The organism is Leifsonia sp. Y878 (genome assembly GCF_057669685.1).
This window is the reverse complement of sequence record NZ_JBYHFS010000001.1, coordinates 217,887-239,980: the sequence shown is the minus strand read 5'-3', so window position 1 is coordinate 239,980 and position 22,094 is coordinate 217,887. Positions and strand designations below refer to the sequence as shown.

The following is a 22,094-nucleotide window of genomic DNA, read 5'->3' as shown; positions in this document are numbered from 1 at the left end:
ACCATGACAGACAACAGCTACAAACTCATCCCCGCGTCCTTCACCGCAATCCCGTCACAGTCGCCGGACCTTTCGGTCGGCATCCAGGTCGTCAGCGAACTCTCCGCCGAGCTGGACGCCTTCGGATTCGTCCTCGGCCAGGATGGCGACCTGCCAGAGAGCCTGAACGTCGATCGGGCGGCACTCAGCCGCGCCGGGTTTGACGCAGAACCCGGCCAGACACTCCTGCTCCCGCAGCCGTCAGGGCCGGCTTTCTTCGTCGTCGGCGCCGGCCCTGTGGCCAAGCAGACGCCGGCCGGCCTGCGCGACGTTGCCGCCGCGTTCGCTCGCGCCGCGCACCGCTACACACAGATCGGCATCACCCTCGGCGACACCTTCGCGTTGCCGGCAGAAGACCTCGGCCAGCTGATCACGGAGGGCGTTCTGCTCGCCCGGTACCGCTACGTCGAATTGCAGAAGACGTCGAAGCACGTTCCACTCGCCGCTCTCGATATCTTGGTTGCCCCTGAACTGGTTGCCTCGGTCACTGAGGGCGTCCAGGCCGGCGAGATCCTCGCCCGCGCGGCCAACCTCGCCCGAGACCTGGCCAACACCCCGCCAGGGCACCTCACGGCAACCGACCTGGGCAATGTCTCCCTGCAGTTGGGCGACCAGTACGGTTTCGGCGTCGAGGTCTTCGACAAAGCCCAGATCATTGACATGGGCTGTGGCGGACTGCTCGGCGTCAACGCCGGATCTGTCGAAGAACCCCGCATCATCAAGCTGACGTACACCCCGACGCCGGCCGACGACGCCGCGGCATCCGCTCCCCACCTCTTCCTGGTGGGCAAGGGCATCATGTACGACTCCGGCGGAATCTCGCTGAAGCCGTCTGACCCCATGCACCTGGCCATGAAGATGGATATGGCCGGTGCCGCCGCGGTGCTCGGCAGCATGACGGCCCTCGCAGAGCTGGGATGCGAGACCGCGGTCTCTGCTTACCTGATGTGCACGGATAACATGCCGTCCGGCTCGGCTATGAAACTCGGCGATGTGCTCACCATTCGTGGCGGCACCACCGTCGAGGTCAAGAACACGGATGCCGAGGGTCGCCTCGTCATGTCTGACGCGTTGGTGATGGCCGTTGAGGAATCACCGGATGCCATCGTCGACATCGCCACCCTCACCGGAGCGGCCATGATGGCGCTCGGCACGCACACCGCCGCCGTGCTCGGCAACAACCAGGCCTTGGTTGATCAGGCGACGGCTGCGTCACGCAACACCGACGAGTCGATCTGGCAGCTGCCGCTTGAGCACCGCTACCGTCCGCAGCTGAAGTCAGATATCGCCGACATCGCGAACATGGCGGGCAAGTATGCGGGGGCGACGACGGCCGCATTGTTCCTGAACGACTTCGTGGGCGACATCCCGTGGGTGCACCTCGACATCGCGGGCACCATGCAAGCGGATGCCGACGACTCCTGGCGCACCCAGGGTGCGACGGGGTTCGGCACACGCCTCCTCGTCGACCTGGCGCTGAACTTCACGCCGGAGGCACCGGCGACGGCGAGCTAGTCACGCGTCTGCACGGATTGAAGCGGCGCCCGAGACTCACCTTTCGGGCGCCGCTTCTGTGACCTAGGGCATTCAGGACGCCAGCGAGGTCAGCCGCGTTCGAGTTCCGTTCGCACCCAGGTTCCGATTGCGGCCATCCGCTCCAGAACGGCATCGCGGGGGTCATCGCCAGCCCCAGCGTCGTCCCAGTTCGCGAGCACGGCCCACGCGAGCGTGCGACCGGTCGCCCCAGCTGCCACCCCGACGTCGATTCGCGCCGTGCTGATGGTGCCGGTCTTGTTCCACAGACGGATGCCACGGTCGACCTCGGCGTGCGCCAGCGGGTCAAGCGCAAATGCAGCGGCCACCATCGAGAGGTCGGTGTTGAGAGCGAGCCAGCCGAGTACTCGCCGGGAGACCACTGACGAGACAATGTCGCCGGCGTGCAGGCGTGCCATCAGCTGTACGAGCTCTCCGGCGTTACCTTCCGACAGGGTCGGCGGATGTTCAGGCAGGCGTTCATCTCGTATGCGGTCGAGCAGCGCAGAATCGACGAAGCCGAGGGACTCAGTGGTCTCCTTGACCCGGTCAAGTCCGATGCGCCGAAGGAGGACGTTGGTGGCGAGGTTGTCGCTCACCGCTCCAATGAGGGCACAGGCATCCCTGATGCTCAGCGTGTCTGCAGACAGCACGTGCCAGATCCCGGAGTCAGCCACCATTTCCGACGCCGTGCGGGTGACGGGCTCGTCAAGATCAAGCTCACCGAGCTCGGCCTGCCGCGCGATCTCCACCAGCAAGAACAGTTTGCCGACGCTCGCGGTCTTCAGCGTCACCGTCGGGGCGTGCGCCCACAGCGTCTCCCCCGTGTCGGCGTCAACAATCGCGGCGGACCACCGAACGGCGGTGATCGGTGCGTTCCCGAGAGTCCGTTCGAGCGGATGTTCGGCGCGGGTGTCTGTCGCTGAAGCGTTCATGGTCCTCCGGGGCGTATCGTCGACGTACTCGGCGAGGTTAGCACCGGCGGTCGGCCGCGTCGGCCTAACGGCCTGCCGACACCGGATGGCACTAGAACGGATGCTCCGTGAACGATCCAGATATCGACGCAATGCTTGCCAGCGATGTCTGGCAGATTCGCGCCCATGCCGCGCTGCGCGGGGACCTGACGCTCGCGCAGATCGAGCAGCTCCTCGATGACCCCAATGACGATGTACGAACGATGACCGCAGACCTCCACCGCGACATTCCAACGGAAGTCATTCAGTCGGCCATCACACGTCATCCGGGTGATGCTGCGAACTTTGCGTACAATGCAACCGCTCCGGGAATTGCTCTCGGCCACAAGCTTGTCGGCATTGCGACGAGCGGCGACGTGGCGCGCTACCTCTCGTACCAGAACGCGACTCCGCCAGACATCGTCCGATTCGTCGCCGCCTACGACGACGGCAGAACGGAGCTGACTACCCTGAATCAGCTCTGGGCGCGTCTTTTCAACACGCAGCCAACAGCGGATCGGTAGGGAGCACTCGCGATGACGATCACGATTAAGCCCGCACACGACTTCGACGACATGACGACGATGTTCGGTCCGAAGAACCCGGAGTCGTCGGTGTGCTGGTGCCTCTCGTGGCGGCTGAGTTCGAAGGAGAACCGGGCGCTTACGGGAAGCGATCGTGCCGACACAGTGCGGGAGCTGTGTTCGCGTCCACTCGCGCCGGGCGTGCTCGCCTATCTCGACGGGGACGTCGTTGGCTGGGCGGGCGTGGCCCCGCGTTCCGAACTGCACCCCATCGAGAACTCACGGAAGATCCCACGTATCGATGATCTCCCGGTCTGGTCGATCTGGTGCATCCGCGTGCGCCCTGGCTTTCGCAAACGGGGCGTCACACACGCGCTCATCGACGGAGCCATCGACTACGCACGGGCCTCCGGCGCCCCGGCGGTCGAAAGCTACCCGGTCGACAATGCAGGGCAGCGGGTCGACCAGACGATGGCGTTCGTGGGCACCCGCGGCATGTTCGAAAAGGCAGGCTTCACGAAAGCCGCTGACACGACATCCGTTTCAGGAGGCATTCCGCGAATCCTGATGCGGCGGATGCTGAGCTGATCGAGCGCTCCATCACGCGATCGTCGCGAGGCTAACTGCAGTACTCCTTGGACACGACGGGGCTGTCGCGTACGACGATGTCGTTGACCAGGCCCTCGTAAATTGAGAAGTTGATCCAGTTGCCGGTGCCATCCGGCAATGCGTAGTGCGGGGTGCTGTGGTCATCCTGAAACGTGATGTCGGGATACGCGGCTGTGAGCTCGTCGAGTGTGGCGCCGATTCCAATGCCGCTCTGCGTTCGCGGCGAATCGGAGCTGACCTCTGCAGACGTCGCGCCTCCCTGCAAAACGATCTGCTCAACGAGGCCTGTTCCCAATCTGTCGGGAATGACAACACTCGGGAACCCTGACTTGTCGAAGGACACAACCGACGGGCATCCGTCGTAAACGGTGCGGGTGAATGCAGCCATTGACTGCTCCGTCGCGCTGATCTCGCCATTGAGCTCAAGGGGGCCGATGCTGTCGAAGTCGATGATCCACGAACTCGGGTCGTTCAGGTCGACGTCGGTCGGCGCCGGCGTCTGATCGATCGCGGCGTCGGTCGGATCACCGGAACTGGTCTGAGTTGGGCTCGGCGCCACTGTCGGCGATTCCGCCGGTTGACTCGCACATGCCGACAGCAGCAACACACAGGTTGCGGCAGCGACGGTGACAGTGACGGGCAAGCGCTTGTGCTTCAGTACGCGGTCGAACATCCGGTCTACCCCCAACGGCTTCGTTCACGTGAGCCTAGTCGGAACTATGACTGCACCTGAATCTGCACCGCGAATTCGTTCTGGATGCTGCCATCCACCGCGCTGGTATTGAACGCCACGAGGTCATACATCCCGGCTGCAAGACCGGCTGGAACGACGAGCATGGCACTGAAATTGGACTCCACACAGCAGGCATCGGCCACGATGTTTTGTGTGAGCACTGCCGTGCCCGATGCGTCGCGCAACTCGAGCGTGAGCGCGGCTTCGAAGAGGGCCGCCCGACCTGTGACCGCGAGGGGTTGGCCGGGGGCAACGACGTCACCGCACGCTGGCGTGGTCAGAAAGATATCCGGACGCTCCGCCGACACCGTGATCGACCGTTCGACGAGGTCGGTCATGCTTCCATCCTTCGGGCTGTGGGCGTAGGCGCGCAGCGTCACGGGCTCCGCGGCATCCGGTGGAGGAAAGGCAAGCGACCCCTTCCACGTACCGGGAGTTCCCGTGCCGGATGTGGCCTGAATGTCGCGCACACAGAGCTGGTCGCCGCCGGCATCCAGCGCATCGACGGTCAGCGCCGCCTCGAAGGTGTTGGCTGTGCCCGCAACGAGAAATGGCACCGAGACGGTTGCTCCATCGCCCGGGCTGTCGAACGTGATGAGTGGGGTCGCATCCCCTGTGGGCGACTGGGTGGGCGACTGGGGAGGCGTTTGGCCAGGCGCCTGCGAGGGCGTTTCGGTGGGTACCTGGGTGGGTGCCTGCGTGGGTGATTGTGACGGTGCTTGGGTGGGTGCCTGCGAACTCGTCGCTGTTGACGAGGTGGCTGGGCTCACGCCATTCCCCGTCGAGCATCCGGCCAGAAGGCCGACCACACTGAACAAGGCCGCACAAGCAAGAAAACGCCGAGCGATCATGGCTGAACTCATCTCCCAACCGCTGTGCCAATTTTACCACCGGCGATCGATTGAAGCCCTGGCAAACTTGCCCCGGTCGGGTTGTGGCTACGGGAAATATGCGTCTGCGATCGCCACGCCACGAGCGCGGGTGGTGAGGATCACGCGTGTTCAACGCTCGCTTGCCCGGCGCTCTGCGCGTCGCCGTTCGTCGTCGTGGGCCTCACGAAGGAGCGTCAAAGCCGTCGACATGGTGTGGTTGCCTGGGTTCACAATGGCTACCCAGCCGAGTGCCCCATAGACCGGATGCGGCATGATTTCATCGACCCCGCTGAAGTCACGGGATGCAAAGTCCCTGGAGGCAAAGTCACGTGGACTTTCGCCGATGAGGTGCGTGAATTCCGCAGAACCGACATGGATGTTCAGCCGCCACCGGTCAGCAGAATCAAGGTTGGACAGGGTGTCGTCTGGATAGTCTTTCGTCACGATCGTCGCGTACGGCTGGGTGTTCTCTGGGATCGTGCCATCTGGGGCGTAATAGAAGAAATGGTCGCCCCACGCGATCTGCGGAAACTCACTTCCTTCGCCAGGAGCCAGCTCCAGCACACCGTCGAAAGACCTGATTTCGTCGAGAACCTGTTCCATGCTCATGGTTCAAGTGTGACCCCGTTTGGGCAAGTGTGACCCCGTTTGGGCTAGTGCTCAATCGGATCCGGCATTGAGGGCAGGCGGAGCCCAGCATCGATGAGAACCTCGGCCGCGGCCCGCGCTTGCATGGCGACGCTGGGATCCGACGAGATCGCGGCCGTGGTCTGTGCACCCTCGGCGAGGATCGACAGCTGCGCACCAAGCGTCTCGGATGCGCCGAGTTCGCTCACCATGCCGGTCATGAAGCGTTGGAACGATTTCTTGTGCTCACGCACGAGCGTTGCGACTTCAGGATGTGTTCCGCCAAGCTCTCCGAACGCATTGATGAACGCGCACCCCCGAAAGTCGCCCGTGCAGAACCAGTCCTGAAGGAAGTCGTAGACGGCGAGCAGCCGACTCCGAGGGCTCTCGCCCGCTGCGGCAACGCGCTCCGTGAGTCCTGATTCCCATTCGTCATGCTTGTGGCGCAGCACGGCCACGACGATGTCGTCTTTCGAGGGGAACAGCGAGTACAGGCGTCGAAGTGACACGCCAGCAGCTGTGCGCAATTCGTCCATGCCAACGGCTGCGTATCCCTTGCTGTAGTACAGGCTCTCTGCTGCGGCGATTACGCGTTCGCGAGCGTCATCTTTCGTCATTCCTCGAGTGTACTTGACATGAGAACGAACGTTCTCTAGATTGTAGATATCACCAGCGAGAACGACCGTTCTCACTGGGGCTTCGAAAGGACAGAATCATGGGATTCATCACTGTTGGCAACGAGAACAGCACATCGATCGAGCTCTACTACGAAGACCAGGGCGAGGGGCAGCCCGTCGTGCTGATCCACGGCTACCCGCTCGACGGACGCAGCTGGGAACGCCAGACACGTGAACTGCTCGCCGCCGGCTACCGCGTCATCACATACGACCGCCGCGGTTTCGGCCAGTCAAGCAAGACCGCCGCCGGCTATGACTACAACACATTCGCTGCCGACCTGAACACGGTTCTCGAGACGCTTGACCTGCGCGACGTGATCCTCGTTGGGTTCTCCATGGGAACCGGCGAGCTCGCGCGGTACGTATCCAACTATGGCCACGAGCGCGTGGCGAAGCTCGCGTTCCTCGCTTCGCTCGAACCCTTCCTTGTGGCACGTGATGACAACCCCGATGGTGTTCCGCAGGAGGTTTTCGACGGCATTGCCGCGCAGGCCAAGGGCGACCGCTTCGCATGGTTTACGAACTTCTTCTCCGACTTCTACAACCTCGACGACACACTCGGCTCGCGCATCAGCGAGGAGGCCGTGACAGCGAGCTGGAACACCGCTGCCGCGAGCGCACCTGTCGCCGCGTACGCCGTCGTACCGGCGTGGATTGAGGACTTCCGTGACGATGTCGAGGCTGTCCGCGCAAGCGGGAAGCCGGCACTCATCCTGCACGGCACGGCCGACAACATCCTGCCCATCGATGCAACGGCCCGTCGATTCCACAACGCCCTGCCAGAGGCCGAGTATGTCGAGGTCGAAGGCGCACCTCACGGCCTGCTGTGGACCCACGCCGACGAGGTGAACGCGGCCCTGCTGTCCTTCGCCAGCAAGACGAGCGTCAGCATCTAACCTGCCCAGGCTGCTCACCCACCGCACCCACTCACCGCAGCGCTCCAGGGATCGTTGATCTCTGGAGCGCTGCGGCGTTGCGGCGTTGCGGCGTTGCGGCGTTGCGGCGTTGCGGCGTTGCGATAGTGAAGAATAGTGTCGCGGGGCAAGTATTCTTAAGCTATGAGCACCAAGACATTCCCGCATCTGATGAGCCCCGGACGCATCGGGTCCATGCAGACACCCAACCGCATCGTCCTCCCGGCTATGGACATGAACGTCTCAGAGCATGGCGAGATCGAACAGACCGAGATCGACCATTACGTGGCGCGCGCTGCGGGCGGGGCTGGCCTGATCATCACGGGCGCGTGCGCCATTGCCTTCCCCTACGGTGCAGCATCCATGAAGGAGCCGGGGCTGTCAGAAGACAAGTTCATCCCCGGACTGAAGGCATTGGCCGACGCCATCCACGCAGCGGGCAGCAAGCTCTGCGTCCAGTCCACGCACCACGGCAAGGTCGCCCGCGTCGACACCGCCAACGACCGCGCGGTTCTGGCGCCCAACACGCCGGACTACAGCTACAACATGTCGGCCCTGGCCGACAGCACCCCCGACGAGCTGCGCAGGATGGGCGCGGCCACCGCCGGCAAGCAGACTTCGTACCACGAGATGACGTCCGAGGACATCACCTGGCTGATCGACACCTGGGCGGATGCCGCGGAGCGCGTCGCCAAGGCCGACGCCGACGCCATCGAGATCCACGTCGCCCACGGCTACATCCTCGGCGTGTTCCTGAACCAGCGTGACAACAAGCGCACCGACGAGTATGGCGGCACCCTGGCCAACCGGGCACGCCTGGCTTGCGAGGTCATCAGCGCTGTGAAGCAGCGGGTGGGCGACCGCCTCGCCATCCTCGTGCGGGTATCCGGCGAAGAGTACGGACAAGAGGGCGGTCTCACGCTCGAAGAATCGATCGAAGCCTCGGCGCTGTTCGAAAAGGCTGGCGCCGACGCGATCCACGTCACCGGTTGGGGACGCAACCCCTTCGACAACTTCACGGATGGCCCGCTCCCCAGCAAGGTGGGCGCCTACATCTCAAACGCCGCCGAGATCAAGAAGCACGTCAGCATCCCGGTCATCGCGGTTGGTCGCATGCTTCCTGAGGTCTCGGAGAAGGCCCTCGCGGCCGGCCAGATTGACTTCGCCGCCATGGGACGTCAGCTGCTCGCCGACCCTGACCTGCCGAACAAGCTCCGCGACGGCAAGTTCGACCAGGTGCGCCCGTGCATCAACTGCTACCTGTGTGTCGCAGAGAACTTCTTCGACGACACCCCCTTCTGTGCGGTGAACCCCGCGCTGGGTAATGAAGCGGTGCTGCCACTCAAGCCGGCGTCGGCATCCAAGCATGTGGTGGTCATCGGTGCAGGCCCCGCCGGCCTGGAGAGCGCCAGGGTGCTCACCGAGCGCGGTCACCGCGTCACCGTGATCGACAAGTCCGACCGCCTTGGGGGGACGATGTGGTTCTCCACCATGACCACCCCAGACAACGAGCGCCTGTTGCGCTGGTTCAAGTCGGAGATCAAGCGACTGCGCATCGCCGTCAAGCTCAACACCCCGGCGACCGTCGAATCGATTCAGGCCCTGCGCCCCGACCACGTCATCGTGGCCACGGGAGCTGTGCGCCCCAAGCCGGACTTCCCCGGCGGCGACCTGCCCAACGTGCAGACCGGCGACACCCTGCGCGCGATGATGCTCGGCACTGCAACGGCTGACGAGGCCGGCCTGGTGCTGAGCACCCTCGGGAAGGCTGGTCGCCTCTCCGGCGTCACCAAGAGCCCAGAGTTCGTGCGCCAGTTCACGAAGTTCTGGCTGCCGATGGGCAAGGACGTCGTGGTGATCGGTGGGTCGCTGGTGGGCCTGGAGCTCGCGGAGTTCCTCGCCGAGCGCGGCCGCCACGTCACCCTGCTGCACGAGAAGCAGCAGCTCGGCCTGCCGCTGGCCATGCCGCGACGCTGGACTGCGGTCAAGGATTCCCTGGCTCACGGTGTCAAGATCCACCGCAACGTCGCGATCACGCGCATCACGCCGAAGAGCGTCGAGTGGACAGAGGGTGAGGAGAACTTCTCTGCCCCCGCCGCCATGGTGGTCTACGCAGACGGCACCACGGCAGCGGCGCCCCTCGCCGACGGGCTTCGCGAAGCCGGTCTCACCGTGGATGTGATCGGCGACGCCAAGGAGGTCAACTACATCCATGGCGCCATCCACTCGTCATGGGAGGTCACGACCGAGCTTTAAGCCGCTCAGTCAGCTGACACGACGACGCCGCCCGGTCTACTTGACCGGGCGGCGTTGTGCTCTCACGACGGAATGCTGAGACGAACTGGGCCAGCTTCACCGGGTCCGCCACATTCCTCGCTGCCGCCCACGCGGTGCCATTCGAGCGCGACCTCTCGTTCGGCGAGCAGCTCACCGTCCGACGACAGCGCACGAATCGTGAGCACATCCGGAGTCGTCATCCCCACCGAGACCGTCCAGCTGCTGTCGTCGACGCGTGAAATGAAGAATGGAAAGGGAACAGCGGATGACGTCGAGGACGTCGACGGCTCTGGCTCTTCGGGGGTCAGCGTCGCGAGCTTCAGCGGCTCATTTGATGCCTGTTGAACGGATGCCGACGACGAACAGGCACCGTCTTCACACACCTCGATGACGGCTACGGCGCCGGCATCTCCGTCGAGGTGAATGTTGACGATGTTGTTCCACCCGATGGCGGGGCAGGCGAACTCAGGGAGCGAACATCCCGTGACAACCAACCCCGAGAGCAGTACGGCCACAAGACCGAACGATCGAATCTTCCCCATGCCGGCCAACCATAACAGCAGGCCTGGCGGGTGATCCGCCTCAAACGTGTTAAAGAAGAAGCGCGCCGGCCCCCCACATATGTTCCCCGGTTTCCGGCGCACTTCCGTCCTTATCCCCCCTTGGACATGTCTAAGCCTAGTGCTATTAAGCGAAAATAATCACATCGTCTACCCTCTGCTCGACTTTGTGCTCGCAGCTTCTGGACCGATCTCTGAGAGTTCGTACCCGTGGGGGTACGACGACGATGAACCGGCAGCACCTGGCACGAACCGTGCGGTGACGGGCAGCGGCCTTCTGGCTGCTCGCGCGGCACGCAGTCGGACGGTCCCTCTCACCAGAGTCGTCATGACCCTGCTGGGTTTCGGCAGCCCGACAGCGTCACAGAACCGGCGGTCGTCGATGAGGCCGCTGAGGATGCTGGGGACGAGGGGCCGAAGTGATGCCGGCAGCCGCACCGCGGTGAGCTCTGTTGCTGCAGCCATCAACGTCTGGTTCGCCGGTGCCGGGCGCACGTTTGCTGCTTCGTAGCGGTCGAAGAATTCGGCAGCTGCATCGTAGGTGGGCGGAATATTCGTCAGGCCCATCCGCTGTCCGAGCTCCTGGTAGAACCGGTGTGCAGCGCGCACCTCAGCCGGTTCCAGCTGGCGCCATCCGTTCGTCATCATCCAACGAACCGGCAGAACGAGCAAGGAGATCAGAATGTAGAGGAAGTCGTCGCCGGTTCCCGGAACTGTGCGATGAACTCGTCGCAGAAGTCCGATCATCCGTTCACCGCGTTCGCTCTCCATCCCGTTCGCGATGATCTCGTAGATGACGATGCCGGTGTCTGAAGCCCGCTTCTGTGGACGGCCTGTCACTTCCCCCGAGCCGACCAGGACATCCGAGATGTGCGGGACACCGAAGCTGCGGTAGTAGGCGAGGAGGAACCCCACCCTCATCTCGGAGTCGAAGTGGACGAGGGCCAAGCCACGGAACGTCGCCTCCCAGTCCTCTGGTGAGGCGTGTCGCACCTCGTGGAGTTGCTGGGTGCGTGTGCGGTGAATGGCGCTACTCGCCTGTCTGGCCTAAGCTGTCTGGCAGCCCGCCCTCGAGAAGCTTCGTGATCTCTCGAAGAGCATCTGGGGAGGTGTCGCCGAGGGTTCGGGCTGCGAAGTTGATCACTCGTTTGACGCGGATCATGCGCACCAGCTCCAACTGCGAGTCGATGCGCTCCGGCAGGTCGTCGTCAGACCCGAGCAGGTACTCGGGTGCAATCCCAAAGAAGTTGGCGATCTCGGTGAGAAGTACGACGTCACTGACCAGTGGGCCTTCGCCCCTGACCATGTACTGCCATCGGGCACGCGACAGCGAAACCTTCTTGGCTTTGAGGCCGGCGGCGATCTCGCGATAGGTGTACGGGGTGTTTCCCTCGGCCACGACGACGTCGAGCAGCAGGTTCAGCTTGCGCGCGAGTTCTTGTTGTGGCGTGGCCTGCGGAGTTCCGGCCCCGGCAGCGTCATCGGGCGTCTTGGTACTCATTGATCCTCGAATCGCTTGTGGTCCCAGTTCGTGTATCTGATGCGTGTTGAATATGCGCTTCTACCCTGCGGATGAGTCTGGCTTCGCGATCGGAGAGCGGCTGCTCTGGATGGAGAAGAAGGCTGTCACGAACCTCGACGTAACGACGGTGGAGGTGGTGAGTGTGGTTCCTGCGGAAGTAGAGGTTTACCCGTGATGTCGGTGCTTCCATACTGAGCTCAGGCACGTCAGCAAGCAGCCGCTCCCAGAGCGGGGTGAGCTGCCACAACAGTCGTCGGCTCCTGGCTGCGTCGATCAGGTTCTTGACGACTCCAACCAGCAAGCGGAGGCCGAGGCCAACTGCCAAGAGAACGGATGCGACGAGCGGGCACGTCACCGACAGGAAATCAACTGTCGGGCTCACGTAGGTGTCACCCGTTACCCTGGCGATCGCCACACCCATCTGCACTACAACGTAGAGGGAGATGACAACCCAACCGAGGGAGATGATCACGAGCGCTGCCTTGATCGTTCCGTCCCGCTGGCGTGTGAAGTCTGATGCGCACGCGACGATTGTCGAGATCGCAAGAACGATCAGAGCAACCCAGGTCGTGAAGCTGTAGACCAGCTGACTCCAGTCGCCAGGACCGATGAACTGGATGTTGTCGATTTCCCAGCCGCTGGTGAAGAAGAGTGCAGCCTGAACAAGGATGAGTCCGGTCGAGCCCCAGAAGGCAACCCGCTTCCTGGTCTGGGTCAACCCGACCTTGGAGACAGCCGTCTGGATGAGGCCGTCGAACAGGGCCACGCAGATGATCGCCGTTGCATGGAAGATGAAGTACGTGAGGTCGACTCCCCCCAGGAGCTGGTCGACGAATGCATATGGGCCGTCGCTGATCAGCGTTATCGTGACGGCGAAAGCCAACATGAACCAGAAGAGCAGACGCCGTGTGCCGCGGAGCGCGCTGGGCACCAGGAGAAGGGTCGTGCCCCAGAGAGCCGCGAGCACCGCGTATTCAATAAGCGCGAACATCAGAGCACCTGCCCAAATCCGGTTTCGACTCCACGCCTGCTGAGTGACGCGTCCTTCCGCAGGATCATCGCGAGTTCGTCTCCAATGGCCTCAGCCAGCGCTTCTTCCTCATCGGTGAAGCTGCTTCTGGAGAGCGCTGAGACGATGGCGTTCATCGGGATGAGGGGCGCAAGAAGCGCGATCCTCTCGGCCGGCATCGTCACCTTCTTGTGGTTGAGGATCATGTGGCCGAATTCATGGTTCACGAACTGCTGGCGGTGTACAGCGGAGTCTGTTGGGGCGTAGTGGATCCGCTCGAACCCTTCACCTGCCACCTCAAGCCAGAGCGCGCAGATTCCGCTGTCGACCATCCCAGGGGGCGCCTGCATGATGACGATCTTTTTCTTGCGAACCTGCTCCATGTGGTGGTGCAAAGTCTCTGAGGTCAGGGGGCGCGGAAGGCCGATCTCCTGAACCAGTTGTTGAGCGCGTTGCTGCCGTGCTGCGTAGTTCACGTATGAATCCGATTTTCGTGGCGATCCGCTGCGTCCCCCATAACCGGATCCAGCGCACCTGCGACATATCTGACTGCCGTCAGCATGTGATTCTTCAAGGTGCCCATGATAGCCAAAAAAGGCGGTGACCGGCACATGTGCCGGTCACCGCCGCCAGATTCTGCGTGCGGTTTCGGGGTGAGCCGTCCGCCCCTGTCGCGTCCTACTTGGCCGAAACCAATTCCGGTTGCGCATCAGTTTTGACCGGCATCCGCTTAGCGGCTGCGGGAATGCATGCGGCCAGGATTGCGGCGATGACAGAGATCCCAGCGCCCAGAATCAGGGCAACCTGGAATCCGGCTTCAGACGGGACAGAAACCCCGCCGAAGTCGATGGTCATCTGCGCCAGTACCAACCCGATGACGGCGGCGCCCGTGGTGGTACCCAGCGAGCGCATCAGCGTGTTGAACCCGTTGGCGGCAGCGGTTTCGCTGAGCGGAACTGCACCCATGATGATGGCTGGCATGGCGCCGTACGCCAGAGCCACGCCACCATTGACGACGAGACCCGAGGCCATCAGACCCCACGTGCTCCCCATGCCCAGCAGGCTGACACCATAGCCGAGCGCAATAACCGCAACGCCCAACACCAGGGTGAACTTGGGACCGCGCGCGTCGGTGAGTCGGCCACCCACAGGAGCGAGCACCAACATCATCAAGCCCGCAGGGGCCATCCAGAGACCGGCGGCGAGGATCGACTGGCCCAGACCGTAGCCGGTCTCCGCGGGCAGCTGCAGGAGCTGCGGCATGACCAGCATGCTCGCGTACATTCCGAAACCAACGAAGATTGAAGCGATATTTGTCAGCAGCACGCGCGGGATTACTGCGGTGCGCAGGTCAACCAGTGGATCCTTGGTACGTGTTTCCCAGATTCCCCACAGCAGCAGAGCGACCACCGAGATGCCCAGCAGACCCAGGGTCAATGGCGAAGCCCACCCCCAGGATGACCCCTTGGAAACAGCGAGGATGAGCGAGACCAGACCGATGGTCAGACCGATGGCACCCAACCAGTCGAAGCGCTGTCCAGCCGCACCCGCGGGCAGCACCGGAATGAACTTCCAAATTGCCACCACAACGAGCAGCGTGACGACCGCGCTACCGAAGAACAGCGCCCGCCAGTCTGCGAATTCAACGACTGCCGCTGAGATCGGCATGCCGAGCGCACCACCAACACCCAGCGTGGCACTCACCGTGGCAATCGCCGCGGAGAGTCGCTCCTTCGGCACAAGATCACGCAGCATGGCGATGCCGAGCGGCACCATTCCCGAACCCAGGCCCTGCATGGCACGTCCAACGATCATGACTTCCACCGTGGGGGCGATGGCACACACAATGGCGCCGAGCATCAGCGGCATAGCCAAGATCAGGATCATGCGGCGTTTGCCGAACAGGTCACCCAAGCGGCCTGAAATGGGCACTGCCACCGCTGCCGCGAGAAGCGTGGCCGTGATGATCCATGCCGTGTTTGTTGCCGGGGTGTTGAAGATGGCAGGCAGCTGAGGGATGAGCGGCGTGACCATGGTCTGGGTAATAGACGAGGCGATACCGGCACTGGCGAGGATGCCAACGACTACTCCTGAGCCGGGGACGCCGGCAGAGGTTTTCTTGGACAAGTTGGCCCTTCAGAACGAATGTGCAGAGTGCACAAAATGTTCATCATACACGCGTGAAGTAGGATGTTAAGGGCCGAGGGAGGAATCCATTTAATGGAACGTCGCATCGCTGACATTGAATACGAGCAGACACTGCTCAGCCGCTATACGATCGCCCAGCATCGCGCCGAGGACGGGCTTGACCGGAGCGTCTATCTCCTGATGAGCCGGATCGATGGGGAGGGACCCATGTCGATCGGCGAGCTGAGCACGGCCTTTCGTCTCGATGTCTCGACCTTGCAGCGCCAGACGACCGTGGCGGTGCGTGAGGGTTTGCTTGAACGGATCCTCGATCCGGCCGGCAGCGCAGCGCGAAAATTCACACTGAGCGACCTGGGGAGAGCGCGGCTGGCAGAGGCACGCGGACGCTCTGTGCACGCCCTCGACAGAATTCTGGCCGACTGGCCTACTGATGACGTCAACGCCTTCGCTGACTTGATGCACAAGTTCAACGTCTCGATCGAGGAGTTCCGGGAAACACGGGCCCCGTAGCAGCGCGCTCGCTGCGACCAATCGGTGCCGGGCGCCGAGATCTATCCGGGCAGCGAACTCACCGGCCGGTTCTCCGCAGTGACACCGTCAGCGGCCTCCAGCGCTGCAACCAGTCGCCCCAAAGCCGGCAGCGATTCTTCAAGCGCAATACGGTCGGCGTCAGAAAGCTCTTCAACGACACTGGTCAGAGCAGCCGAACTGGCCCGGTCGTAACGCTTCAGCAGCTGCAGCGCTTCTGCTGAAGCCGTGAGTACCACCGTGCGCTGATCGTGTTCGGGGCGAATCCGTTCCACCAGGCGCGCAGCGGACATCGTCCTGGCGAGGTTGCTCACCGTGGACGGCGCAACCCGTATGAGGGCAGCCGCAGAACTTGGGCTGAGCCCATCGGCAGAAGTGGAGAGCGCCCTGAGGAGTTCGATCTGCGCCTCCGGCAAGTCCGGCAGGCCCTCCGCGTTGCGGGTCGATCGAAGCACTGCTCGCCGCAAAGGACCCAGCAATCCGCCGAGTCCCGCAGCAACCCGAGCGGAAGTCGTCTTTCTGGATGCCTCATCCGACCCGACCTTGCCCGCGTTGTTCATGGCTTCAGTGTAAACCTATCAAAAGACTTTTGTCTCAAAGCTATTTTGTGACGTACTATTTTTGTGACAGTGATTGACTCGCCCCGTCCGAGGCGGGCAAACACTGTTTGATCTCAGCAAGGAGCTTCACCATGACCACCGAGAACGCCGCTACGACCATTGAGAATCCAGTTCCTCCGCAGGATCTCTCTGGAATCGTCGGACACCGGTTCATCTACACCTACGCCAACGGCTGGCAGTACGAGATGTACCTGAAGAACGCCACCACCATGGACTACCGCATCCACACCGGAATGGTCGGAGGCCGCTGGGTGCGAGACCAAACGGTCGATCTGGTTCAGCTTGCCGACGACGTCTACAAGGTCTCCTGGAACGAGCCGACCGGCACCTCGGTCGTCGTCAACGTCTTGCCAGGACGACGCGTCCTGCACGGCACCATCTTCTTCCCGCAGTGGATCGAGCAGGACGGCAGCAAGACCGTTCTCTTCCAGAATGATCACTTGGACGAAATGCGGGCCTACCGCGATGCTGGCCCGACCTACCCGATCTACGTCGTTCCGGAGTTCGCTCGCATCACGCTCTTCGAAAACGTCGGTGAAAACAACGAGAGCGTTGTTGAAGTTGGACCGAACGAACTGCCATCGGGATTCGCCGACCGCGCAAACTGATCGGACTGCCCATTGAGCGAACGAGCTGCCCTGCGATTGCGGGCAGCTCGTCTCTGGTTGAACGTTGAACCTAAACTCCACGACGTTCCCGCACAGAACACACTCGGGGCACACACTCTGGGCCCGGTCATCACGAATTCCTCCACCGACCGGCGCAAGCGCCGAGAATCTAGGATGCTCATCATGAACGTTTCAGAAGTGAGTCACGCGTACGGTGCGCGATCGGCGGAGTACATCGAGCTGTTCGGCACGATCGACGCCGCCGCCGAAGCAGACCGGAACGCTGTTCTCACCTGGGCGCGTGGACTCACCGGACCGATCATTGATGTCGGCTGCGGTCCGGGGCAATGGACGCACTTTCTGTCCGAGCACAATCTCGAGATCGAGGGCATCGATCCCACCCCGGAGTTCGTCGCCGCCGCACAGCGTCGATATCCAGACATCCGCTTCCGAATCGGGGAAGCCGAGCACCTCGACATCGATGGCCAAAGTCTCGGCGGCATCCTCTCGTGGTACTCCCTCATTCACACGGATCCAGAGCTCATCGACTCCGCCCTGACCGAGTTCGCGCGTTGCCTGCGCCCGGGCGGCAGCCTGGCGCTCGGCTTCTTCGAGGGGCCTGAACTCAAACCGTTCGACCACGCCGTGACGACGGCGTATTACTGGCCGCTGGAACTCTTGTCCGCGCGCGTCGAAGCGTGCGGATTCACCATCACCGGGATGGATAGACGCACCGATCCCGGAGTGCGGACGCACGGATTCATTACCGCCGCACGGAAGCCGCAGTAGGGCAGCGACACTGACGACGCGTCTAGCGTGGCCGTAGTCCCGTCAGGACCATGGCGAGCACGCCATCGGCGAATTTGTCGTCCAGTTCACCGGTGCGTAATAGCCAACGGTGGAAAACCGGTCCGAACAGCAATTCAGCCGCAAGCCCCGGATCCACGGACTCGTCGACCTGGCCGGCCCGGATACCGGCCGCGATCCGTGCGGCGGTCGCATCGAGCTGCGGGCGAAGCAACCGTTGCACCAGTTCTTCGGCGACGACGACATCGGTCTGGATCTCTGCGGTGATCGCGCGTTGAAGGCGGTCGTTGGCCGGCTCGGTCAGCGCGGCGACGGTTTCCCGCAGCATCAGCCGCAGGTCGGATTCGAAATCTCCGGTATCCGGCAGCGCGACCGCGCCCTCCCCTTGTGAGTTGGCATCCAGAATTGCGTCGAAGAGCACGGCAGCCTTGGATCGCCACCATCGATAGATCGTTTGCTTGCCCACACCCGCTGCGGCGGCGATTCCCTCGATGGTCAGCCTGGTGTATCCCACCTCCCCAACGAGGTCGCGCGCAGCGACGAGAATCGCCCGACGGGCTCGATCGCTTCGCCGGGCGGCATCGGGGCCCGGCGCATCGGAACGCGCGGAGCCCGAAGGAGTGGAAGTCATGGAGACATGTTACATCTCGGCGAGACGAGACGCACCGTCTTGACAGCGCGATTGGCCACAGATAGCCTGACGAGACGCACCGTATCGCTGAAGGGATCTGCACCATGACCGAATCATCACGCCCTACTCGCACATGGCTCATCACCGGAGCCGGCCGCGGGCTCGGCCGGGCATTCGCGCAGGCCGCCCTGAAACTAGGAGATCGCGTCGTAGGAACCGTTCGCCGCCCCGGAGCGATGGCGGATCTGCAACGTGATCACCCGAACGCGGTGCGGGAGATCCTGCTCGATGTCCGCGACGCCGCCGCAGTCGCCACTGCTGTCGATAACGCCGCGCAGGCCTTCGGCGGCATCGACATCGTCGTGAATAACGCGGGCGGCGGGCTCGTCGGGGCTATCGAAGAGCTTGACGAACAGCAGGCCCGCGATCATCTCGACCTGAATGTGTTCGGCGTGATCTGGGTCTGTCAGGCTGCGATCCCCCACCTGCGGGCCCGTGGTGGTGGCGATATTGTGCAGATTTCGACGGTTGGTGCCATCGGCTCGATGCCGACATTTGGCCTGTACAACGCGGGTAAGTGGGCACTCGAAGGGTTCAGCGAAGCACTGTCTGCCGAGGTTGCACAGTTCAATATCCACGTAACAATCGCCCAATTGGGCGGATTCGCAACCGACTGGGCAGGGTCAAGCATGTCATTCGCGACCCCGAAACCGGAGTATGACGATCTACGCACTGCCATGTTCGGCACTGCGGAGATACCTTGGCCGACCGTCGACCCCGATGCGCCGTCGTCGGATGGAGATCCGCGCGCTGCGGCCGACGCACTGGTCGCACACCTCTCAGACGCCAACCGCCCGCTGCGGGTGCTAATCGGTGACGATGCACGAGAGCACGCGGCCCTTGCCTACACCTCCCGCCGAGATTCCTACGGCACAGGCAGAGACTTCAACTGGCCGTCGTGACCGACCCGATCCTGCGCCCATGATCGTCACAGGGCCGGTCGAATAACGGATGCCGAACCCGATAGTGCCTGGTGTTCATTGGGTACTCTGGGGCGAGTTACCCACGTTCCCAAGTCAACGGCGTTGAGGGCAACAGCATTCTCAGGAGCTCGTGGTTCCTCGCACATCATGAGTTCGGCCGTACTCAGACCAATGAAGGAAGCCATGCCCGACTCTTCACGTCCACTGCGCAAGCTCGGATTCCTCACTATTGGCATGTTCGATCCGGCGGACCCAGCCGTGGGTCACGAATCCACGTTGCAGGTCATCGAACTGGGCGAACGACTTGGGTTCGACAGCGCCTGGCTGCGCCACCGCCATCTGCAGTTCGGGATCTCCTCCCCCGTTGCTGTCATGGCCGCGGCCAGCCAGCGCACATCCCGGATCGAGCTAGGAACCGCGGTAACCCCGATGGGCTGGGAAAACCCGCTGCGGCTGGCCGAAGACCTGGCCACCGTAGATCTGCTCGCCGGCGGACGAATCAATCCGGGAGTGAGCGTGGGCGAACCAATGCACTACGACACCGTGCAGCACGAGCTGTACCCCGATTCCGCCGAGCTGGAGGATTTCAGCTACGAACGCGTAGCCCGGCTTGCCCGTTTGATTGCAGGGGAACCGGTCCGGGAATTTTCCGGCAAGCAGGGTGTCGTGGAGGAGTTTTCCAACCGCGTCGAGCCGCATTCGTCCGGGCTGCGCGAACGCCTCTGGTACGGAGCGGCAAGCAAGAAATCGGCCATCTGGGCCGGCGCAAACGGATTCAATCTGCTCTCCAGCAGCGTGGTCTTCCCCGAAGTGGATCAGGAGCCGTCGTTTGCCGAAATCCAGCAATCGCAGATTCGTGCCTTCCGTGAAGCCGCCGCGACATCCGCTCACGCGCGCGGACCCGCCCGGGTCTCACAAGGCCTGGTGGTAATTCCGACAGATTCGGCCTCAGCGAAACAGCAGGAAAAGTACCAGCGGTACGTCGATGAACGAACACCCCGTACCACGTCACCACAGGGGCCGAAACGGATGCTGTTCGCCCCGGATCTCATCGGCACCAGCGACCAGATCGCCGAACAGCTCTACGCACATGCCGGGTTTCAGGAGGTCGATGAAGTGGCGTTCGCGTTGCCCTTCAGCTTCGACCATGAGGACTACGTGCAGATCCTCACCGACATCGCCACCAGATTGGGGCCAGCGCTGGGATGGGCACAGGTCGGCTAGGCGTCGCCCATCGGCGCGCGGCCGTCGCGTGCAGACCCGTGGATCGGAAGGTCCGCGCCGTCGTGTGGACGGATACTTAATCGTGGTTCAGAGCGGCCTACCATTGGCGCATGGCCGAAATCCAAGGACTCGACGACCTCCTGACTGCCCTGAACGCCGGGGAGACGATCCCGGGCGAATCGCCGCACCACAAGGCGATGCACGCTGCGAGCCAGGAGTCGCTGCGTATTGCAGCCGAGCTCAACGGGCGCTACAACTCCCCCGATGAAGTGCGGGCACTGCTGAGTGAGCTGACCGGGCGAGACGTCCCCGACTCTTTACAACTCTTCCCGCCGTTCACCGCCGACTTCGGTAAGAACATCCATTTCGGCGAGAGCGTTTTCGTGAACAGCGGCTGCCGATTCCAGGACCAGGGTGGGATCGAGATCGGCGATGGATCCCTCATCGGCCACAACGCCGTCATCACGACGCTGAACCACGACATGGTGCCGAGCCGACGGGCCGATATGCACCCGGCCCGCGTCGTGATCGGCCAGGGCGTGTGGCTTGGGGCCAACGTGACGGTCTTGCCCGGCGTGACGATCGGCGACGGGGCCGTGGTGGGCGCGGGGGCGGTCGTCACGAAGGACATTCCGGCGCGGGCAGTGGTCGTTGGAGTACCGGCGAAGCAGGTAAGTACAGTTCCGGAGGAGTGATTGCCGGCAGGGACACCCTACCCAGACGGGCCCTGTCATCCGCCCCACGAGCAACTAGCACACACACACACACAGAAATAGCCCTGCCTGCCGACGCAGGCGGGGCCGTGGACCCTTCAATAGACGTCGCGGATTGACTCAATGCGTGACATCCGTCATGCCCCGTGTGGGAACCCACGCGACAGTCGGTTCCGTAATGAACGGGCGCAATAGCACGCGTTGAAGGAAAGCGATCAGGTTCACGTCGTACCAGGCGAGACACTCGCCCAGCGCCGCCCTCTGAGTCCATGAGTGGAAAAACAACCACGCGACAAATCCAACGGGCATGACAATCCACAGAAGAACGCCGCGGATGGTAAGCAGCACCAATGCCGTTGCCCAATAGAGCTGAGGCCTCATGCGTCACCCCCAATCCACGTGGCCAATCCGAGTCCGCGAGCGAACACACTGAATATCGAACGCAAGATCGACCGGTCAGTCGCTCATGACCCTCATCGTAGGTCAGCCAAGTCCGCATCGTGGAGAAACCGCCTACCCGCATACTCAGTGATCATGTTCAGACTGGAACCGTTCAAGAAGGGCGCGCTCAGGCATCCGAAGGGGCGTCGCTCGATTCCGGCACTCCGAGAGCACGCAGGGCGAGTCCGTCGAACCGACGCAGCATCGACCACTCCAGCACGGCAGTCTCCGTTCGGACCGTGACGATGATTGTGTCATCTACACCGACGATCTCGTTCAGCTTCGCTGGCCGACGTGAGCCAGCCACGGTCTCCACGATCGGAACGACCAGCTTCTCCATCCTCAGGCGACCGGGACGAATGCGCCATTCCCCGACGAGCCACTCAGTGCTGAGACCAGGCTGACGCCCGGACACGACACGCAGCCCGCCAAGGAAGACGCCGCGTCGCACGACCTCGCCTCGTGTGCGTCCGAATACCAATTCTGCGAAAAGACCGCCGACAAATGCGCTCAGCTCTCCGATGAGCAGGGCGATCATCGCG

Annotated in this window: 25 protein-coding genes; 11 read left to right on the top strand and 14 right to left on the bottom strand. The window is 62.9% G+C overall.

The window, feature by feature from the left end; translation table 11 throughout:
- Positions 1-3: 3 nt before the first annotated feature.
- Positions 4-1,554 carry a leucyl aminopeptidase gene (locus tag AC25Y4_RS01085; RefSeq protein ID WP_488118524.1) on the top strand — a complete coding sequence of 517 codons (1,551 nt, stop codon included), beginning with the start codon at positions 4-6 and terminating at the stop codon, positions 1,552-1,554.
- A gap of 89 nt (positions 1,555-1,643) precedes the next feature.
- On the opposite strand, the gene AC25Y4_RS01080 is transcribed toward AC25Y4_RS01085, so the two are convergent.
- The gene (locus tag AC25Y4_RS01080; protein WP_488118523.1) at positions 1,644-2,507 is read right to left on the bottom strand and encodes a serine hydrolase; all 864 of its coding nucleotides are present in this window, start codon (positions 2,505-2,507) and stop codon (positions 1,644-1,646) included.
- Positions 2,508-2,614: 107 nt separating this feature from the next.
- On the opposite strand from AC25Y4_RS01080, the gene AC25Y4_RS01075 reads away from it, so the two are divergent.
- Together AC25Y4_RS01075 and AC25Y4_RS01070 are read left to right on the top strand one after the other, a co-directional pair.
- On the top strand, positions 2,615-3,049 hold the full coding sequence (locus AC25Y4_RS01075) for a hypothetical protein (protein ID WP_488118522.1): 435 nt from the start codon (positions 2,615-2,617) through the stop codon (positions 3,047-3,049).
- A gap of 12 nt (positions 3,050-3,061) precedes the next feature.
- A complete protein-coding gene (locus AC25Y4_RS01070) occupies positions 3,062-3,637 on the top strand; it encodes a GNAT family N-acetyltransferase (RefSeq protein ID WP_488118521.1) in 576 nt (191 codons plus the stop codon).
- A 31-nt stretch (positions 3,638-3,668) separates the two neighbouring features.
- On the opposite strand, the gene AC25Y4_RS01065 is transcribed toward AC25Y4_RS01070, so the two are convergent.
- The 4 genes from AC25Y4_RS01065 to AC25Y4_RS01050 form a co-directional block, all read right to left on the bottom strand.
- On the bottom strand, positions 3,669-4,331 hold the full coding sequence (locus AC25Y4_RS01065) for a hypothetical protein (protein ID WP_488118520.1): 663 nt from the start codon (positions 4,329-4,331) through the stop codon (positions 3,669-3,671).
- Between the two features lie 44 nt (positions 4,332-4,375).
- The gene (locus AC25Y4_RS01060) at positions 4,376-5,161 is read right to left on the bottom strand and encodes a Gmad2 immunoglobulin-like domain-containing protein (RefSeq protein ID WP_488118519.1); all 786 of its coding nucleotides are present in this window, start codon (positions 5,159-5,161) and stop codon (positions 4,376-4,378) included.
- 231 nt (positions 5,162-5,392) lie between these two features.
- On the bottom strand, positions 5,393-5,872 hold the full coding sequence (locus AC25Y4_RS01055) for a DUF6194 family protein (RefSeq protein WP_488118518.1): 480 nt from the start codon (positions 5,870-5,872) through the stop codon (positions 5,393-5,395).
- A gap of 44 nt (positions 5,873-5,916) precedes the next feature.
- Entirely contained in the window at positions 5,917-6,507 is a 591-nt protein-coding gene (locus tag AC25Y4_RS01050; protein ID WP_488118517.1) for a TetR/AcrR family transcriptional regulator, read from the bottom strand.
- Between the two features lie 98 nt (positions 6,508-6,605).
- On the opposite strand from AC25Y4_RS01050, the gene AC25Y4_RS01045 reads away from it, so the two are divergent.
- Together AC25Y4_RS01045 and AC25Y4_RS01040 are read left to right on the top strand one after the other, a co-directional pair.
- Positions 6,606-7,463 carry an alpha/beta fold hydrolase gene (locus AC25Y4_RS01045; protein ID WP_488118516.1) on the top strand — a complete coding sequence of 286 codons (858 nt, stop codon included), beginning with the start codon at positions 6,606-6,608 and terminating at the stop codon, positions 7,461-7,463.
- Positions 7,464-7,625: 162 nt separating this feature from the next.
- Positions 7,626-9,737: an FAD-dependent oxidoreductase gene (locus AC25Y4_RS01040; RefSeq protein ID WP_488118515.1), complete on the top strand. Its 2,112-nt coding sequence runs from the start codon at positions 7,626-7,628 to the stop codon at positions 9,735-9,737.
- Positions 9,738-9,799: 62 nt separating this feature from the next.
- Here AC25Y4_RS01040 and AC25Y4_RS01035 read toward each other — a convergent pair whose 3' ends face one another.
- The 6 genes from AC25Y4_RS01035 to AC25Y4_RS01010 all read right to left on the bottom strand — a co-directional run bounded on the left by AC25Y4_RS01035 (position 9,800) and on the right by AC25Y4_RS01010 (position 14,976).
- Positions 9,800-10,300 carry a hypothetical protein gene (locus AC25Y4_RS01035; protein WP_488118514.1) on the bottom strand — a complete coding sequence of 167 codons (501 nt, stop codon included), beginning with the start codon at positions 10,298-10,300 and terminating at the stop codon, positions 9,800-9,802.
- Between the two features lie 168 nt (positions 10,301-10,468).
- Entirely contained in the window at positions 10,469-11,311 is an 843-nt protein-coding gene (locus AC25Y4_RS01030; RefSeq protein WP_488118513.1) for an oxygenase MpaB family protein, read from the bottom strand.
- A 37-nt stretch (positions 11,312-11,348) separates the two neighbouring features.
- Entirely contained in the window at positions 11,349-11,819 is a 471-nt protein-coding gene (locus tag AC25Y4_RS01025; protein ID WP_488118512.1) for a hypothetical protein, read from the bottom strand.
- On the bottom strand, positions 11,797-12,831 hold the full coding sequence (locus AC25Y4_RS01020; protein WP_488118511.1) for a DUF6545 domain-containing protein: 1,035 nt from the start codon (positions 12,829-12,831) through the stop codon (positions 11,797-11,799). Before AC25Y4_RS01020 ends, AC25Y4_RS01025 begins: the two co-directional genes overlap by 23 nt.
- Complete coding sequence (locus tag AC25Y4_RS01015; protein WP_488118510.1) at positions 12,831-13,325, bottom strand: hypothetical protein; 495 nt, start codon at positions 13,323-13,325, stop codon at positions 12,831-12,833. The genes AC25Y4_RS01020 and AC25Y4_RS01015 overlap by 1 nt, the downstream gene beginning before the upstream one ends.
- Before the next feature lie 202 nt (positions 13,326-13,527).
- Entirely contained in the window at positions 13,528-14,976 is a 1,449-nt protein-coding gene (locus AC25Y4_RS01010) for an MFS transporter (protein WP_488118509.1), read from the bottom strand.
- Between the two features lie 93 nt (positions 14,977-15,069).
- Between AC25Y4_RS01010 and AC25Y4_RS01005 the strand changes: the two genes are divergently transcribed.
- Entirely contained in the window at positions 15,070-15,507 is a 438-nt protein-coding gene (locus tag AC25Y4_RS01005) for a MarR family winged helix-turn-helix transcriptional regulator (RefSeq protein WP_488118508.1), read from the top strand.
- A 41-nt stretch (positions 15,508-15,548) separates the two neighbouring features.
- Here the strand turns inward: AC25Y4_RS01005 and AC25Y4_RS01000 are convergent, their stop codons facing one another.
- On the bottom strand, positions 15,549-16,085 hold the full coding sequence (locus AC25Y4_RS01000) for a MarR family winged helix-turn-helix transcriptional regulator (protein WP_488118507.1): 537 nt from the start codon (positions 16,083-16,085) through the stop codon (positions 15,549-15,551).
- A 131-nt stretch (positions 16,086-16,216) separates the two neighbouring features.
- Here AC25Y4_RS01000 and AC25Y4_RS00995 point away from each other — a divergent pair, with 131 nt between their 5' ends.
- The gene (locus AC25Y4_RS00995; protein ID WP_488118506.1) at positions 16,217-16,753 is read left to right on the top strand and encodes a phenolic acid decarboxylase; all 537 of its coding nucleotides are present in this window, start codon (positions 16,217-16,219) and stop codon (positions 16,751-16,753) included.
- Positions 16,754-16,936: 183 nt separating this feature from the next.
- The gene (locus AC25Y4_RS00990; RefSeq protein WP_488118505.1) at positions 16,937-17,542 is read left to right on the top strand and encodes a class I SAM-dependent methyltransferase; all 606 of its coding nucleotides are present in this window, start codon (positions 16,937-16,939) and stop codon (positions 17,540-17,542) included.
- A gap of 22 nt (positions 17,543-17,564) precedes the next feature.
- Here AC25Y4_RS00990 and AC25Y4_RS00985 read toward each other — a convergent pair whose 3' ends face one another.
- Positions 17,565-18,191, bottom strand: a complete 627-nt coding sequence (locus tag AC25Y4_RS00985; protein ID WP_488118504.1) for a TetR/AcrR family transcriptional regulator — start codon at positions 18,189-18,191, stop codon at positions 17,565-17,567.
- Positions 18,192-18,295: 104 nt separating this feature from the next.
- Between AC25Y4_RS00985 and AC25Y4_RS00980 the strand changes: the two genes are divergently transcribed.
- The 3 genes from AC25Y4_RS00980 (at position 18,296) to AC25Y4_RS00970 (ending at position 21,093) form a co-directional block, all read left to right on the top strand.
- Positions 18,296-19,153: an SDR family NAD(P)-dependent oxidoreductase gene (locus AC25Y4_RS00980; RefSeq protein ID WP_488118503.1), complete on the top strand. Its 858-nt coding sequence runs from the start codon at positions 18,296-18,298 to the stop codon at positions 19,151-19,153.
- 204 nt (positions 19,154-19,357) lie between these two features.
- Entirely contained in the window at positions 19,358-20,398 is a 1,041-nt protein-coding gene (locus tag AC25Y4_RS00975) for an LLM class flavin-dependent oxidoreductase (RefSeq protein ID WP_488118502.1), read from the top strand.
- Positions 20,399-20,508: 110 nt separating this feature from the next.
- The gene (locus AC25Y4_RS00970; protein WP_488118501.1) at positions 20,509-21,093 is read left to right on the top strand and encodes a DapH/DapD/GlmU-related protein; all 585 of its coding nucleotides are present in this window, start codon (positions 20,509-20,511) and stop codon (positions 21,091-21,093) included.
- 586 nt (positions 21,094-21,679) lie between these two features.
- Here AC25Y4_RS00970 and AC25Y4_RS00965 read toward each other — a convergent pair.
- Positions 21,680-22,090 (bottom strand): hypothetical protein, encoded by a 411-nt coding sequence (locus AC25Y4_RS00965; protein WP_488118500.1) that lies wholly within the window; start codon positions 22,088-22,090, stop codon positions 21,680-21,682.
- Between the last annotated feature and the right edge of the window lie 4 nt (positions 22,091-22,094).

Excerpts from the sequence above, each read along its gene's own strand:
- AC25Y4_RS01085 (WP_488118524.1), top strand. The coding sequence starts at position 4 with ATGACAGACAACAGCTACAAACTCATCCCCGCGTCCTTCACCGCAATC.
- AC25Y4_RS01080 (WP_488118523.1), bottom strand. The coding sequence starts at position 2,507 with ATGAACGCTTCAGCGACAGACACCCGCGCCGAACATCCGCTCGAACGG.
- AC25Y4_RS01070 (WP_488118521.1), top strand. The coding sequence starts at position 3,062 with ATGACGATCACGATTAAGCCCGCACACGACTTCGACGACATGACGACG.
- AC25Y4_RS01065 (WP_488118520.1), bottom strand. The coding sequence starts at position 4,331 with ATGTTCGACCGCGTACTGAAGCACAAGCGCTTGCCCGTCACTGTCACC.
- AC25Y4_RS01055 (WP_488118518.1), bottom strand. The coding sequence starts at position 5,872 with ATGAGCATGGAACAGGTTCTCGACGAAATCAGGTCTTTCGACGGTGTG.
- AC25Y4_RS01050 (WP_488118517.1), bottom strand. The coding sequence starts at position 6,507 with ATGACGAAAGATGACGCTCGCGAACGCGTAATCGCCGCAGCAGAGAGC.
- AC25Y4_RS01045 (WP_488118516.1), top strand. The coding sequence starts at position 6,606 with ATGGGATTCATCACTGTTGGCAACGAGAACAGCACATCGATCGAGCTC.
- AC25Y4_RS01040 (WP_488118515.1), top strand. The coding sequence starts at position 7,626 with ATGAGCACCAAGACATTCCCGCATCTGATGAGCCCCGGACGCATCGGG.
- AC25Y4_RS01035 (WP_488118514.1), bottom strand. The coding sequence starts at position 10,300 with ATGGGGAAGATTCGATCGTTCGGTCTTGTGGCCGTACTGCTCTCGGGG.
- AC25Y4_RS01025 (WP_488118512.1), bottom strand. The coding sequence starts at position 11,819 with ATGAGTACCAAGACGCCCGATGACGCTGCCGGGGCCGGAACTCCGCAG.
- AC25Y4_RS01020 (WP_488118511.1), bottom strand. The coding sequence starts at position 12,831 with ATGTTCGCGCTTATTGAATACGCGGTGCTCGCGGCTCTCTGGGGCACG.
- AC25Y4_RS01005 (WP_488118508.1), top strand. The coding sequence starts at position 15,070 with ATGGAACGTCGCATCGCTGACATTGAATACGAGCAGACACTGCTCAGC.
- AC25Y4_RS01000 (WP_488118507.1), bottom strand. The coding sequence starts at position 16,085 with ATGAACAACGCGGGCAAGGTCGGGTCGGATGAGGCATCCAGAAAGACG.
- AC25Y4_RS00995 (WP_488118506.1), top strand. The coding sequence starts at position 16,217 with ATGACCACCGAGAACGCCGCTACGACCATTGAGAATCCAGTTCCTCCG.
- AC25Y4_RS00990 (WP_488118505.1), top strand. The coding sequence starts at position 16,937 with ATGAACGTTTCAGAAGTGAGTCACGCGTACGGTGCGCGATCGGCGGAG.
- AC25Y4_RS00985 (WP_488118504.1), bottom strand. The coding sequence starts at position 18,191 with ATGACTTCCACTCCTTCGGGCTCCGCGCGTTCCGATGCGCCGGGCCCC.
- AC25Y4_RS00980 (WP_488118503.1), top strand. The coding sequence starts at position 18,296 with ATGACCGAATCATCACGCCCTACTCGCACATGGCTCATCACCGGAGCC.
- AC25Y4_RS00975 (WP_488118502.1), top strand. The coding sequence starts at position 19,358 with ATGCCCGACTCTTCACGTCCACTGCGCAAGCTCGGATTCCTCACTATT.
- AC25Y4_RS00970 (WP_488118501.1), top strand. The coding sequence starts at position 20,509 with ATGGCCGAAATCCAAGGACTCGACGACCTCCTGACTGCCCTGAACGCC.
- AC25Y4_RS00965 (WP_488118500.1), bottom strand. The coding sequence starts at position 22,090 with ATGATCGCCCTGCTCATCGGAGAGCTGAGCGCATTTGTCGGCGGTCTT.